This is a genomic window from Hymenobacter convexus, assembly GCF_030580955.1.
Lineage (GTDB): Bacteria > Bacteroidota > Bacteroidia > Cytophagales > Hymenobacteraceae > Hymenobacter.
This window is the reverse complement of sequence record NZ_JAUQON010000006.1, coordinates 311,473-325,209: the sequence shown is the minus strand read 5'-3', so window position 1 is coordinate 325,209 and position 13,737 is coordinate 311,473. Positions and strand designations below refer to the sequence as shown.

General features: G+C 61.7%; 12 protein-coding genes. 9 read left to right on the top strand and 3 right to left on the bottom strand.

The features are described 5' to 3' along the window. Positions 1-30: 30 nt before the first annotated feature. Positions 31-1,014: a radical SAM protein gene (locus Q4S41_RS15115; protein WP_305031956.1), complete on the top strand. Its 984-nt coding sequence runs from the start codon at positions 31-33 to the stop codon at positions 1,012-1,014. On the opposite strand, the gene Q4S41_RS15110 is transcribed toward Q4S41_RS15115, so the two are convergent. Further along, positions 1,011-1,505, bottom strand: coding sequence for a hypothetical protein (locus tag Q4S41_RS15110; RefSeq protein ID WP_305031955.1), 495 nt, complete (start codon positions 1,503-1,505; stop codon positions 1,011-1,013). The genes Q4S41_RS15115 and Q4S41_RS15110 overlap by 4 nt on opposite strands. A gap of 69 nt (positions 1,506-1,574) precedes the next feature. Here Q4S41_RS15110 and Q4S41_RS15105 point away from each other — a divergent pair, with 69 nt between their 5' ends. Continuing rightward, positions 1,575-2,084: a gamma carbonic anhydrase family protein gene (locus tag Q4S41_RS15105; RefSeq protein ID WP_305031954.1), complete on the top strand. Its 510-nt coding sequence runs from the start codon at positions 1,575-1,577 to the stop codon at positions 2,082-2,084. Positions 2,085-2,159: 75 nt separating this feature from the next. On the opposite strand, the gene Q4S41_RS15100 is transcribed toward Q4S41_RS15105, so the two are convergent. Continuing rightward, the gene (locus Q4S41_RS15100) at positions 2,160-3,542 is read right to left on the bottom strand and encodes a hemolysin family protein (protein ID WP_305031953.1); all 1,383 of its coding nucleotides are present in this window, start codon (positions 3,540-3,542) and stop codon (positions 2,160-2,162) included. Positions 3,543-3,787: 245 nt separating this feature from the next. Here Q4S41_RS15100 and Q4S41_RS15095 point away from each other — a divergent pair, with 245 nt between their 5' ends. Both Q4S41_RS15095 and Q4S41_RS15090 read left to right on the top strand, forming a co-directional pair. After that, positions 3,788-5,998: a protein-disulfide reductase DsbD family protein gene (locus Q4S41_RS15095; RefSeq protein ID WP_305031952.1), complete on the top strand. Its 2,211-nt coding sequence runs from the start codon at positions 3,788-3,790 to the stop codon at positions 5,996-5,998. Positions 5,999-6,407: 409 nt separating this feature from the next. Further along, entirely contained in the window at positions 6,408-6,872 is a 465-nt protein-coding gene (locus Q4S41_RS15090) for an Lrp/AsnC ligand binding domain-containing protein (protein ID WP_305011549.1), read from the top strand. A gap of 163 nt (positions 6,873-7,035) precedes the next feature. On the opposite strand, the gene Q4S41_RS15085 is transcribed toward Q4S41_RS15090, so the two are convergent. Then, on the bottom strand, positions 7,036-8,973 hold the full coding sequence (locus Q4S41_RS15085; protein WP_305031951.1) for an SPFH domain-containing protein: 1,938 nt from the start codon (positions 8,971-8,973) through the stop codon (positions 7,036-7,038). A 185-nt stretch (positions 8,974-9,158) separates the two neighbouring features. On the opposite strand from Q4S41_RS15085, the gene Q4S41_RS15080 reads away from it, so the two are divergent. The 5 genes from Q4S41_RS15080 to Q4S41_RS15060 all read left to right on the top strand — a co-directional run bounded on the left by Q4S41_RS15080 (position 9,159) and on the right by Q4S41_RS15060 (position 13,667). Then, the gene (locus tag Q4S41_RS15080; RefSeq protein WP_305031950.1) at positions 9,159-10,181 is read left to right on the top strand and encodes a glycosyltransferase family 9 protein; all 1,023 of its coding nucleotides are present in this window, start codon (positions 9,159-9,161) and stop codon (positions 10,179-10,181) included. A gap of 95 nt (positions 10,182-10,276) precedes the next feature. Beyond that, entirely contained in the window at positions 10,277-11,515 is a 1,239-nt protein-coding gene (locus Q4S41_RS15075; RefSeq protein WP_305031949.1) for a M16 family metallopeptidase, read from the top strand. 93 nt (positions 11,516-11,608) lie between these two features. Continuing rightward, a complete protein-coding gene (locus tag Q4S41_RS15070; RefSeq protein ID WP_305031948.1) occupies positions 11,609-12,493 on the top strand; it encodes an alpha/beta hydrolase in 885 nt (294 codons plus the stop codon). A gap of 4 nt (positions 12,494-12,497) precedes the next feature. Further along, the gene (locus tag Q4S41_RS15065) at positions 12,498-12,950 is read left to right on the top strand and encodes a YDG/SRA domain-containing protein (protein ID WP_305031947.1); all 453 of its coding nucleotides are present in this window, start codon (positions 12,498-12,500) and stop codon (positions 12,948-12,950) included. A 75-nt stretch (positions 12,951-13,025) separates the two neighbouring features. Then, positions 13,026-13,667 (top strand): O-methyltransferase, encoded by a 642-nt coding sequence (locus tag Q4S41_RS15060; protein WP_305031946.1) that lies wholly within the window; start codon positions 13,026-13,028, stop codon positions 13,665-13,667. Positions 13,668-13,737: the final 70 nt, after the last annotated feature.

The following is a 13,737-nucleotide window of genomic DNA, read 5'->3' as shown; positions in this document are numbered from 1 at the left end:
ACGCACGGACTAAAAGTCCGCGCTCCCGCCATGCGCCTCGTCAAGCACCCCGTTCTCTGCAATTACTACGTCACCTACCGCTGCAATGCGAAGTGCGCGTTTTGCGACATCTGGGAGAAGCCCTCGCCCTACATCACGCTCGAGGACGTGACACAGAACCTGCGCGACCTCAAGCGGTTGGGCGTGTCGGTGATTGACTTCACCGGCGGCGAGCCGCTGCTGCACCGGCAGCTACCCGAGTTTCTGGGGCTGGCGCGGGAAATGGGCTTCATCACCACCGTGACGACCAACGGCCTGCTCTACCCCAAAAATGCCGAAAAGCTGCGCGGCAAGGTCGATATGCTGCACTTTTCGCTCGACTCGGCCGACCGCGATACGCACGACCTGGGCCGCGGCGTGGCCTGCTACGATTTCGTGCTCGAAAGCATTCGGGTGGCCAAAGAGCTGGGCGAGCGGCCGGATATTCTCTTCACCGTATTCCGCAAAAACCTGAAGGACCTGGAAGCCGTGTACCGCGACATTACCCAGCCCAACGGCCTCGTGCTCATCCTCAACCCCGCCTTCGAGTACGGCGACGTGGAAACCGGCGAGCAGCTTACGCCCGAGGAACTGGATTACCTCTCGGCTTTTGGCAAGCGCAAGGGCGTGTATTTGAACGAAGCCTTCATTCAGCTGCGGCGCGACGGCGGCAACCATGTGGCCGCGCCCGTGTGCCGGGCCGCCAGCACCACGCTGGTCATCTCGCCAAGCAACGAGTTAGTATTGCCCTGCTACCACCTCGGCGAGCAGAAATTCCCCATCGAGGGCCAGTTGTTCGACCTCTACAACGCGCCCGAAACCCAGCGCCTGGCCGCGCTCGAAGGCCGCCTGCCGGCCTGCGAGGGCTGCACCATCAACTGCTACATGCAGCCCAGCTTCGCGGTCGAAACCAGCAAATATTTCTGGCAGGCGCTGCCGAGCACGCTCAAGTATAACTGGGAGAAAGGCACCTGGAAGCGGCTTATTGGCGTTTAAGCCGCAGGCGCCACCGTGCTTAAGCCGGGTATCGCCAGTTGCCCCAGCGCCTGGGTGATTTCGGCGGGGCGCTGGGTGCCCAGCAACAGGCGGTTGCCGTCGCGTAGCACGAGCTGCAGGCCCTGGTCGCCGGAGATGTTGAGGGCGCGGTTGCTGCTTCGGCCTTTCAGGCCCCAGCCGCCGTACTCGCCCAGCGGGTCGTAGGCGCGTACGTAGGCCTGTGCGATTGAGGCCCAGGGCCGGGAGCGCCAGGTCCATTGCAGCGGAAACAGGCGGTAGTGAGCCCCGGCCGCGTCCAGCCGCGTTTCAAGGCGTAGCGTGAGCAGCAGGCAGACACTCAGTAGTACCACCACACCTGCCACCACGGCCGACCAGTCGGCGCGAAAGGGCTTGGCCGGCAGTAGCCAAACCAGCGTGATAATTACCACGGCCGGCGTCAGCAGCAGCGGCCACCAGCGGCGGATAAAAAGCTGACGTTCCTGAAAAAGCATGGGATAAGAAACAAGCTGTTGAACCATAAACGGCCGCATATTTACGGCCGAACTAACTCTTGTATCGCTATGCCCGCCCTCGTATTACCCGTTCACGGCATTTTTCCGCAAATTCCGGCCGACTGCTTCGTGGCCGACAACGCCACCATTATTGGCGATGTGGTGCTGGGCGCGCGGTGCACCGTTTGGTTCACGGCCGTGATTCGGGGCGACGTGCATAGCATCCGCATCGGCGATGAGACCAACGTCCAGGACGGGGCCGTGTTGCACTGCACATACCAAAAAGCGCCCCTCAGCATCGGCAGCCGCGTGAGCATCGGGCACCGGGCGCTGGTGCACGGCTGCACCGTGGCCGACGATGTGCTCATCGGCATGGGCGCCATCGTGATGGACCACGCGGTGGTGGGCACGGGCTGCATCATCGCGGCCGGGGCCGTGGTGCTCGAAAATTTCGTGTGCGAGCCCGGCTTCCTCTACGCCGGCGTACCAGCCAAAAAAATCAAGCCTGTGACGGAAGCGCAGCGCGAAGGCTTGAAGCGAACAGCTGCTAATTATCAGACCTACGCCAGCTGGCTGTAAAGCTAAACTTTGAGTCTTAAAATCCAAAAAAGCCCGTCTGAGATAACAGGCAGGCTTTTTGAACTTTAAGTGGCGTTACAGCTCGTCGCTCAGTTCGCCGCGCGGGGCTTCGCGCTCGGTGGGCGTGGTCACACGTAGCTGCACCAGCTCCACGGCGCGGCGCGAGCGTTGGAGCACCCGAAATTCGTAGGGGTCGAGCACGGCCACGTCGCCCACCTCGGGGATGCTGCCGTAGATGACGTTGAGCAGGCCGCCCACGGTTTCGTAGTCTTCGCCCTCGGGCAGGGGGAAGGGGAGGTACTCGTTGGCGTCGGAAATGGGCGTGGCGGGGTTCACGCGGTACTCATCCTCGGCCACCTTCTCCACCACGGGCACCTCGTTGTCGTACTCGTCCTGGATTTCGCCCACCAGCTCCTCCATGATGTCCTCGATGGTGACGATGCCCGACACGCCACCGAACTCGTCGCTCACGATGGCCATCACAATGTGCTTGCGCTGGAACTGGCGCAGCAGGCGGTTGATTTTCTTGGTTTCGGGCACGAAGTAGGGCGGCCGCATGATGCGGGCCAGCTCCACGGGCTCCTGCCGCCGGATGATGGGCAGCAGGTCCTTCACGTTGAGCACGCCCACGATGTTGTCGATGTTGCCCTCGTACACCGGCAGGCGCGAGTAGCCTTCGGTGAAGATGATGTCGAGAATCTGGTCGGCCGGCGCGTTCACGTCCAGGGCCGAAAGCTTGGTGCGGGGCACCATTATCTGCTTCACCATCCGGTCGTTGAACTGGAACACGTTCTCAATCAGCTCGTGCTCGGAGTCCTGAATTTCGCCGCTCTCCTTGCTCTGGTCCAGCAGCAGGCGTAGCTCGTCGGAAGTGTGCGCTTCGGTGCCGTGCAGGTTGGTGACGCCCACTAGGCCCAGCATGAAATTGGAGGCCTTCGACAAAAACCACGTCAGCGGCAGCGTCACGTAGTAGAATATCCGCAGCGGCAGGGCCAGGGCCATGCTCACCGATTCGGAGCGCTGGATAGCCAAGGCCTTCGGAAATAGCTCGCCAAACAGTACGTGCAGAATGGTGATGATGATGAGGCCAATAACCACCGAAAGCGTGTGCGCGGCGGCCGGGGCAATGGTGAAGCCCGACTTCTCCACCACGCTCTTGATGAGTTCGGTGGTGACCTCCTCACCCACGGCACCCAATATCAGGGAAGCAATGGTGACGCCCAGCTGCGTGGCCGACAAGTAGGCGTAGAGGTTGTGAAGGATGCTCAGAACCAGCTTGGCCAGGCGGCTGCCTTCCTTCGCTTTAATCTCAATGGCCGACATTCGGACCCGGATGAGGGAGAATTCGGCGGCGACGAAAAAGCCATTCAGCAAAACGAGCAGAATGGTGATTAGTATTTTTAAACCCATGTCGGCGGCCCCCGCGACGCGGTCGGTCTGGAGGCCATTATGCTTCAAAAGTACGCAGTTTGGCGCAGGTAGTTGGCTCGATGAACTTTTGCCTCATCTATTTGTCATCAGCCCAACCTTATTTTGTGAGGCCTAAACCAAACCTGCGGCCACCAGTTGCGGCGGGTGCTTAGTGCCTTCAGAGGCGAATGCTGCAACGAGAACCGAGCTTTTTCGGTTATTACCCATCCCGCCCCGCACGCTTGGGGGCTGGCTATCTAGCACGAATGAATACTTCCCGGATACTTAAATTCTTGTTGCTCTGGTTGGGGCTGGCTACGTCAGCCGGCGCCCAAATCCTGACGCCCACGCACTTGACCACCGCCCTCAGCAAGCCCACCGCCAAAGTAGGCGAGGAGGTCGAGCTGATTATCAACGCCCGCATCGACGACAAGTGGCACCTCTACGCCTCCGATTTCAGCGACGAAGTCGGCCCCGTCGTTTTCACCATGGCCTTCAAGCCCGGCCCGGGCTACGCCCTGGTGGGCAAGCTGCAATCCATCAAGTCACACCACGAGCAGGACGAAGTATTTAAAGGCGAAGTAGCGTTCTGGGAAAAAACCGGCCAGATGCGCCAGCGCATCAAAATATTGCAGCCCGGCCCGCTCACCATCAGCGGCACCGCCGACTATCAGTCCTGCACCACCGTCGACGGCCGCTGCGTGCCCGGCAACGAAACTCTCACCTTCGGCCCCCTCACCGTGACGGGCGCCGCCACTGCCGCCCCGGCCAAGCCCACCGGCGCCGTGGTGCCCCCCGCCGATGCACCAACTAAAGCTACTTCGGTGACGACAGCCCCTGCCGCCACCGAAGTAGCCACCGCGCCCGCCGCCGCTGTTGATACGGCAACGCAGGCAACTGCCCTGGCTACTCCCGCTCAGCCGGCAGCCGCAGCAACCGTAGCAACTGCCCCCAGCATTCAGGTGCCCGATGCGGCTCCCGCCACCACCGTGGCGGCGGCCACCCCCTCCAACCAGGCGGGCGGCGCGGGCCTGGGGCTGTGGCAGTACTTGCTGCTGGCATTCGGCGGCGGCCTGCTGGCCGTGATTATGCCTTGCGTGTACCCGATGCTGCCCATGACGGTGTCGTACTTCACCAACATGGGCGGCACGCGGCGCCGCAGCGTACTCATGGCCTGCGGCTACGGCCTCTCGATTATGGCCATTTATACCGGCGCCGGGGTGTTGCTCAGTCTGCTGTTTGGAGCCGACGCGGCCAATTTCATCAGTTCGCACTGGCTGCCGAACGTGATTTCGTTCCTCATTTTCATCGTGTTCGGCCTGTCATTTCTGGGCCTGTTTGAAATCAACGCGCCCTCGGCTTTGGTGAACAAGGCCGATGCACAGGCCGATAAGGGCGGCTGGACGGGACTGTTCTTCATGGCGGCCACGCTGGTGCTGGTGTCGTTTTCGTGCACGGTGCCCATCGTGGGCTCGGTAGCTATTGCGGCGGCCAATGGCGAGTTGCTGCGGCCCACGCTGGGCATGCTGGCTTTTTCGCTGGCCTTTGCCCTGCCGTTCATCGTCTTTGCCTTGTTTCCTACCTGGCTCAAGTCCCTGCCCCGCTCGGGCGGCTGGCTGAACGTATTGAAGGTGGTGCTCGGCTTCGTGGAGCTGGGCATGGCGTTTAAATTTTTGAGCTCCGCCGACTTGTCTTACCACTGGGGCCTGGTGCCGCGCCCGCTATTCCTCACCATCTGGATAGTGCTGGCCGCCGTGCTGGGATTCTATCTGCTGGGCAAAATAAAGCTGCCCCACGACAGCGAAACGGTGCACGTGAGCGTGCCGCGCCTCGTGCTGTCGATGGTGGCGTTTATGTTCGCTGTGTACCTGGTGCCGGGCCTGTTTGGGGCGCCGCTGCCTACGCTGTCGGCTATTGTGCCGCCCGCTACGCGCCACGATTTCAACCTAGCCACGGCCGGCACCTCCCTGCCCGTCACGCCGGTCGCAGGGGCCGACAACTGCGACCCTGCTCGTTACGCCGATATTCTGGAACTGCCGCTGGGCCTGAATGGCTACTTCACTCTGCAGGAAGCCATCAAGTGCGCTAAGCAGCAGGGCAAGCCGATTTTCGTCGATTTCACGGGCCACAACTGCGGCAACTGCCGCCGCATGGAAGCCGATGTGTGGTCGCACGAAGAAGTGTTGCGCCAGCTGCGCGAGAAGTACGTGGTGGTGGCCCTCTATGCCGACGATAAGACGACCCTGCCCGCTACCGATTGGTACACCTCGCCGCGCGACAACCGCCAGAAAACCAGCATCGGCGAGCAGAATCTGGACTTCCAGATTAGCAAATTCAACGCCAACGCCCAGCCGTACTACGTGCTGCTCAACCCCGATGACGCCACCAACAAGCCGCTGCTGGCTCCCATTGCCTACGAGCCCGACGTGGCCAAATTCAGCGCCTATCTGGAAGCGGGCGTGAAGCAATATCAGAGCCAGCGCACCCCCGTAGCGACCCGCTAATGCCGCGTGCTAACCCTCTAGTTTTCAGAGGTAGCTTGTTTCCGCAATCGTTTTAAACCACGAAGAGGCGACCCCCACCCAGAGGTCGCCTCTCACTTGTGTGAGGCGCGCACCCACCCAGATGCGCTGCCTCGTTTTCCCCTCTTCTCCTCCGTATCCAACCACGGCAGCTGCGAAAATAACCGGCCCTGTTTGAGGGGGGTAGCTTGCAATTAGGCCGGAGATACTCCGTTTCTTTGCAAGCTCATCTTTTGCAACCTTTGCGCCGTGGCCTTCTGCCTTGGATTGTGACAAATGTAAGAGGAGAACTGAGGTGGTGCAAATATTTTTGTGGTTCAACTCAAAATTTGCAATAAAATTAATATTAACACCTTAATTTTGTAAAGCATTCAATACACTCCTGCAAAAAATGGCTAGAAATTACGAACTTGATGACACCGACCGTAACATCCTGAACCTGTTGATTCAGGATGCCAAAATGCCGTACACGGAAATCGCCCGCAAAGTCAACGTTTCGGGCGGCACCGTGCACGTGCGCATGGCCCGGCTCGAAGAAATCGGCATTGTGCAGGGCGCTACCCTGCGCATTGACTATCAGAAGCTTGGATACGGCGTGAGTGCCTTCCTGGGCATCTACCTGCTGAAAAGCTCGGTGTACACCAGCGTGGTGACGCAGTTGAAGGAAATTCCGGAGGTGGTGAGCATTCACTTCACCACCGGGGCCTACGGTGTGTTCGCCCGCCTCGTGTGCCGCGACACCCAGCATCTGCGCGACGTGCTCCACGACCGCATTCAACCTATCGACGGCATCGAGCGCACTGAAACGCTCATTTCGCTGGAAGAAGTAGTGAACCGCCCCACGCAATTGACATAGGGCTGGCCGGACAAGAAAACGGCTGCCCAACAAGCCGCGCACAAAGCAGAACGTCATGCTGAGCGCAGCCGAAGCATCTCTACCGCAAGAGTTAATAACTACTCTCGTGGTAGAGATGCTTCGGCTGCGCTCAGCATGACGTTCTTTTTATTCCCTTATGCTTCTATAGCTCTTTCGATTCGGAAGAAGCTGAGGGTTGTGCCGCGTTTGGCGGTAGGGGAGGAGTAGCCGCTGGAGCAGTGTTAGTCAGCTGAGCGGTTTGCTGCTGGGCCAATAGACCGATGAGGGCTTCGACCAGCCCGCCGCCCGCGCCGGTGCCGCCGCCGTTGGCCTGCACCTCGGGCACAATTTTCACCTGCCGGTCGCCGATAATCTGCATCAGCTGCAGGCCGGTGAACTCGCGGGTGCCCAAGGCCTCGACGCCCACGCGGTAGGCTTCGGCCTTGGCGTTACCGATGGCGCGAATGGCTTCGGCCTCGCCCACGCCGCGCAGGCGGGTGGCTTCGGAATCGGCAATGGCGCGGAGGCGGGTGCTTTCGGCCTCGCCGCCGGCGCGCAACTTGGCGGCTTCGGCTTCGCCGCGCACCTTTTTCACCTGGGCATTGGCTTGCAGCTCGGCAATGTTGACGCCCTGCTCGCTTTGCACGAGCGAGTTCTGAATGTCGGCGATGCTGGTTTCGCGCACCAGGGCCTGGCGCTGGGTTTGGGCGGCCTGCTGCACCTCGTAGGTTTTCTTCTGTTCCTCGGCCAGCTTACGGTCGGTCTGGGTGGTCATGAGCTGGGCCGGGGGCACAATGTCGCCGATGAGCGTGTCGACGGCCTGCACGTTGTACTCGCTCAGGGCGGTGCGGATGTAGGCAGAGGCCTCGCGCTGGCGCTCGGCGCGGTTGGTGAGGTAGTCGAGCACGGTGAATTCCTGGCTGGAATTACGGAAGTAGTTGCCCACGATGGGCTCCAACACGTGGTCGACCAGGTTTTTCATCGAGCCTACGCGGGAGATGACGCGGGGCGCGTCGAGCGCGCCGACGTGGATAATCTGGGCCACGTCGAGGTTGAAGGAGAAGCCGTCGCGCGAGCGTACCGTGATGCTGCTCAAATGGTCGTCGTAGTGGTGGGCTTCGGTGCGCACAGCCCAGTTGAGCACGATGTTGGTGGTGGGCATGAGCTCCACTTTCATGATGTGCGTGTTCAGGGGCTGGCGGCCGGGGTAGAGCGGCGTGGCCCAGATGCCCTTGTGGCCCACTTCCACGAGGTTGCCGTGGGTGAAATCGGCCCCGCTCACGTCCACGGCCGGGCGCCCCACGAAGGAAATGACCACGCCGACGTGGCCGATGGGAATTTCCGTCATGGGCACCTGCTCGACGCGGGCAAACCAGGGATTCAGGTTCCAGGAGCCGGACAGCAGAATTTGCTCCTGCAGGCCGCGGCTGCCGCCGGCCGAGAGGAAGGCCTGCGCATCCTGAAAGTTGTTGTGGTTGGGAATGACCGGACCGGCAATTTCGCCGGGCGTGATGGGCACGCCGTCGAGCGTGGTGACGATGCCCACCGCGTCGGGCGCCACGCGGTAGATGAACAATTCCTCAGGCCGCATGCCCATGGTAGCGGCCGTGCGCTGGGTGATGACCGTGAACAGGGCCGTGTTGATGCGGTAGGTGCCGGCCGTGAGCATGCCGATTTGCCGGCCTTTTTCGCCGCCCTTGGTGAGAAAGGCGCGGGCATCCTGGAAGTTGTCGCAGTCGATTTCGCGAGCCAGAATGTGGCTGGGCGGGATGGGCTCGCCGCCGTTGGCCACTACCAGGCCGATTTCGCCCTGCGGCACGATGACCACCGGCTCTTTGGTGACGTCGTATTGCCAGGGCCAGAGGAAGAAATGCCAGCCCGGGGCCAGCGTATCGGCCTGGTAGCCGGCCTCGCCTTCGAGGGCGATGAGGCGGCCGGCGGCCAGGTTGCGGCGCGAGAATTTTTTGGCCACCACGCCCACCTGCATCTCGCCGATGACGACGATGCCGAGTAAGGATTTGGCCAGCAGCACCAGCAGCAGCAGGCCGATGAGGATGCCGAACAAGGTGTAAGCCAAGGTAACGGTAATGACTAAAAGCATAAGCAGAGTAGAAAAAATGATTGGTGAAGCATTCTGCAGCCCCTGAATCGATGAATCGGACCAAAGATTACAGGCCCAGCCAATAATTACACAGGCTAGAACCGGGCTGAAAGGTAGGCGTTGGGCTGAACAGTGCAACAGCCGCTGCTGAAGGTGGCTGGCCCGGCGTAATTTTGCGCTACCCCATGCCCGATTCGCCCCAAGCCACGCTGCTCATCCAAACCGCTTTCATCGGTGACGTCATCCTGATGACGGCGCTGCTGGAATACCTGCACCACGCCGAGCCCGCTACGCCCGTGGATGTGCTGGTGCGGCGCGGCAACGAAGGCCTGCTGACCGGCCACCCACACGTGCGCCAAGTGCTCATCTGGGACAAAAAGCACCGCAAATACGCCGCCCTGTGGGACTTGCTGGGCCAGATTCGGGCCGCGCACTACGGCCGTGTCGTGACCTTGCAACGCTTCGCCAGCACGGGTTTCCTCACCGCTTTTTCGAAAGCGAAGGAGCGGGTGGGCTTTGCCAAAAACCCGCTCAGCCGGTTTTTCACGCGCCGCGTGCCGCACCACATCGGCGACGGGACGCACGAAGTGACACGCAACCTGCGCCTGCTGAGCAAAGCCGTGCCGACGCCACTGGTACCGCCGCGCTTGTACCCGTCGGCGGCCGATGAAGCGGCGGTAGCGGGCTACGCGGCGGCCGGGCCCTACATCTGCCTGGCACCTACCTCGGTCTGGTTCACCAAGCAATACCCGGAAGCCAAGTGGCTGGAACTGCTGGCCACATTGCCCCCGAAGGTGCGGGTGTACCTACTGGGCGGCCCGCCCGACGTAGCCGCCTGCGAGCGCCTGGCCGCCGCCAGCGGGCGCGAAAACGTGGTCAGCATTGCCGGTAAAATCGGCCTGTTGGCCTCGGCGGCCCTCATGCGCGGGGCCGTGATGAACTACGTGAACGACTCGGCCCCCATGCACCTGTGTTCGGCGGTGGGCGCGCCCGTCACGGCAGTGTTTTGCAGCACGGTGCCCGCGTTTGGGTTTGGGCCACTAGCGCCGACCTCGTTCGTGGTCGAAACCCGGGAGCCGCTGGACTGCCGGCCCTGCGGGCTGCACGGTCACGGCGCCTGCCCGCTGGGGCACTTTCGCTGCGCCTACGGCATTGAAGTGGGGCAACTACTGGCCACCTTGCCGGTTGATGTAGCGCGGACTTTGTAGTCCGCGTTTCGCGTCGTTTGTGCCGCGTCATTTATAACAATATCGTTTTGGGACGCGGACTACAAAGTCCGCGCTACGGTACCTTTGCATTACTTATGCTCGATTATCACATTCACGAATATCCTAACGGCATCCGCCTCTTACACAAGCAGGTACCGCACACTAAAATAGCGCATTGCGGGTTTTTGCTCGACATCGGCTCGCGCGATGAGGCCCCGCATCAGCAGGGGTTGGCCCACTTCTGGGAGCACATGGCCTTCAAAGGCACCGAGAAGCGCAAGAGCTTTCACATTCTGAACCGCCTCGAAACGGTGGGTGGCGAGCTGAACGCCTACACCACTAAGGAGAAAATCTGCTTCTACGCCGCGCTGCTCAGCACGCATTTCGAGCGGGCATTTGAGCTGCTGACGGACCTCACGTTCAATTCCGTGTTTCCGGGCCGCGAGGTGGAGAAGGAGCGGGGCGTGATTCTGGAAGAAATGAGCATGTACCAGGACGCCCCCGAGGATGCCATCATCGACGATTTTGACACCGTGATTTTCGGCGACCACCCGCTGGGTGTCAACATCCTGGGCACCCGCGAGAGCGTGAGCCGGTTCCAAACGGCCGATTTCCACGCCTTTTTGCAGGAGCAGATGCGCACCGACCGGCTGGTGTTCAGCTCGGTGAGCAACCTGCCGTTTGAGGCGGTGAAGAAGCTGGCCGACAAGTTTCTGGCGCCGCTGCCGGCCCGGCGCGGGCCGCGGGTGCGCCGCGCGGTGGGCAGCTACGCCCGCAAAACGCAGACGGAAACCCGGCCCATTTCGCAGGCGCACTGCCTAGTGGGCGGCCCGGCCTACGCGCTGACGGACCCGCGCCGCATCCCGTTTTTCATGTTGAACAACATCCTCGGCGGGCCGGGCATGAACTCGCGCCTGAACCTGGCCGTGCGGGAGAAGTACGGCCTTGTGTACACCATCGACAGCACCTACTCGCCCTACACCGACACCGGCCTGTTTGGCATCTACTTTGGCACCGAGGGCAAGCAGCTCAACCGCACGCTGGGCCTGGTGCAAAAGGAGCTGAAGCTGCTGCGTGAAAAGTCCCTCACCACCAACCAGCTGCATACGGCCAAGCACCAGCTCATGGGCCAGCTGGCCATGAGCGAGGAAAGCAACAGCGGCCTGATGCAACTGCTCGGCAAAAGCACCCTCGACCTGGGCCGTGTGGAGCCGCTAAGCGAGATTTTCGAGAAAATCGAGCGCGTTTCGGCCGCGCAATTGCAGGACATGGCCAACGAGGTGCTGACCGAGGACCACCTGAGCGTGTTGCAATACGTGCCGGAAGGGAAGTAAGCAATGCGCAGGATGAGCGGTGTAGCGGTTTGGTTACTAGTGCTTTTTGCGTTGGCGGCCCCGGCGACCGCGCAAACCGTGCAGCGGCAGCGCGTGCAGCCAACGGACCCCGCCGACCTTTACCGGAACGGCAAACACGCCAAAGAACTTGCTTACTACTCGTTGGCTCCGACGGGCCCGCCGCGCGGGGTCTTGCTGTTATTGCCGGGCTTCGGCGGCCCCGCCGAGCGGGTTTTGAAGGAAACGGACCTAGCCCAGGACGCCGCTCGTGCGGGCTTCGTGGCCGTGGTGCCGACGCTGAACAACCGCTTGCACCTGGATTCGGCTGGGATGCGCTTGCTGGGGCAGGTACTGGGCCGGGTGGCGCGGCAATATCCCGCTGCGGGCCGTAACCTGTGCATCGGCGGCTTCTCGGCCGGCGGGCAGCTTGCGCTGGCGTATGCCGAGACACTGCTGCTCGATACAACCCGGCAAACGTGGCGGGTGAAGGCCGTTTTTGGGGTAGACCCGCCCGCCGATTTGGCCAACTTGTGGCACATGGGCCAACGTCGCATCGACCAGAATTGCAGCTCCTTGCTCGTGCGCGAAGGGCATTCCTTGCTTGAAACGCTGGGGCGTGCCTTCGGCGGCTCGCCGGAGCAATTTCCGACCGTGTACCAGCAGTATTCGGCTTTTATCAATACCAGCCCGACCGGCGGCAACCTGGCCCGGCTAGCGGCCACACCCGTGCGGATGTATTGTGAGCCGGATATGGCCTTCTGGCGGTGGCACTTCTGCGCTAGCATGCAACTCGAAGACCTGAACGCGGTGATGCTCCGGCAACTGGTGGCTTGCCTGCAGCGCCAAGGCAACACCCGCGCCGAGTATATTGAAACTACCGGTAAGGGAAGAACGAACGGGCGCCCGTTTCCTCACTCCTGGTCGATAGTGGATGCGCCCGAATGTGTTCAGTGGCTGCAAACCTGTTTAAACCGCTAAGCTCATGCCAGTCCCCGTTTTCGGCCACCCAGGCACCTACCGGCCCGGCGACACCTTCCGCAACCGCATCGACCTGTCCTTGAGCGGCGTGCACCGGCCGCGCCGGGCTGGCGTGTGCGGTACCCCGCTGCTGGGCGCCGAAAGCATTGTGCTGGCCGGCCAATACGAGGAGGATGACTTCGGCGAAGAAGAAATCCTGTACTCCGGCAACGGCGGGCGCGACCCCGAAACCGGCCGCCAAATCATGGACCAGGTGGCCACCACCGGCATCCTGGCGTTGCTGAGAAGCGTCGAAACTGGCCGGCCCGTGCGGGTGCTGCGCAAGGTGCCCGCCGAGGACGGCGGGCTGGAGGTGTACCGCTACGAAGGCCTGTATCGGGTGATGAGCTCCAGCTACGGACCGGGAAAATCAGGCTTTCAGGTGTACATATTTCGGCTGCGGCCACTGCTGGGATAAAACAGTTCTGCGTCCTGCCGCAAAAACCTCCGCGTACCTCTGCAGCGACTTCCCGAACGCCCCATTAGTAAATCTATGACCGACCCCTTCCAAACCTACGCCGAGCTGCACACCGTGCCCGAGCCGCCGCTGCTGGCCCAGCTCACCCGCGAAACCCACCTGCAGCTGCTGATGCCGCGCATGAGCAGCGGCCACCTGCAGGGCCGCTTCCTGAGCATGCTCAGCCACCTGATGCGTCCCCGGCGCATCCTCGAAATCGGCACGTTTTGCGGCTACGCGGCCTTATGCCTGGCCGAAGGGTTGGCGGAGGATGGCCAGTTGCACACCATCGAAATCGACCCGGAGCGGGAGGCGCGCATTCGGCGCTACGTGGCGGCGGCGGGCCTTACGGCACAGGTTCAGCTCTATATCGGCGCGGCGCTCGATGTTTTGCCGGGCTTGGTCGATGAAGTGTGGGACTTGGTCTTTATTGACGCCGACAAGCGCAACAACGACGCGTACTTTGAAGCCGTCATTGAACAGGTGCGGCCGGGCGGGCTGCTCATCGTCGACAACGTGCTGTGGGGCGGCAAGGTGCTGCCCGAACACCCGTTGAAAACCGGCGATAAGGATACGCCCCTGGTTCGAGCTTTCAACGACAAAATAGCCCGGGATGCGCGCGTGGAGCCGGTTTTTCTGCCCCTGCGCGATGGGCTGCTGCTGCTTCGCAAGAAGTAGAGGCTACACAATCGATTGTTTCGATTATCGAACCTTGCCCGACGGATTGCCGTCAGACTTATTTTCAGCG

What these genes read in the sequence shown, in the direction of transcription:
- Q4S41_RS15115 (WP_305031956.1), top strand. Translation starts at nt 31, where the DNA reads ATGCGCCTCGTCAAGCACCCCGTTCTCTGCAATTACTACGTCACCTAC.
- Q4S41_RS15090 (WP_305011549.1), top strand. Translation starts at nt 6,408, where the DNA reads ATGGCTAGAAATTACGAACTTGATGACACCGACCGTAACATCCTGAAC.
- Q4S41_RS15110 (WP_305031955.1), bottom strand. Translation starts at nt 1,505, where the DNA reads ATGCTTTTTCAGGAACGTCAGCTTTTTATCCGCCGCTGGTGGCCGCTG.
- Q4S41_RS15065 (WP_305031947.1), top strand. Translation starts at nt 12,498, where the DNA reads ATGCCAGTCCCCGTTTTCGGCCACCCAGGCACCTACCGGCCCGGCGAC.
- Q4S41_RS15080 (WP_305031950.1), top strand. Translation starts at nt 9,159, where the DNA reads ATGCCCGATTCGCCCCAAGCCACGCTGCTCATCCAAACCGCTTTCATC.
- Q4S41_RS15060 (WP_305031946.1), top strand. Translation starts at nt 13,026, where the DNA reads ATGACCGACCCCTTCCAAACCTACGCCGAGCTGCACACCGTGCCCGAG.
- Q4S41_RS15105 (WP_305031954.1), top strand. Translation starts at nt 1,575, where the DNA reads ATGCCCGCCCTCGTATTACCCGTTCACGGCATTTTTCCGCAAATTCCG.
- Q4S41_RS15085 (WP_305031951.1), bottom strand. Translation starts at nt 8,973, where the DNA reads ATGCTTTTAGTCATTACCGTTACCTTGGCTTACACCTTGTTCGGCATC.
- Q4S41_RS15075 (WP_305031949.1), top strand. Translation starts at nt 10,277, where the DNA reads ATGCTCGATTATCACATTCACGAATATCCTAACGGCATCCGCCTCTTA.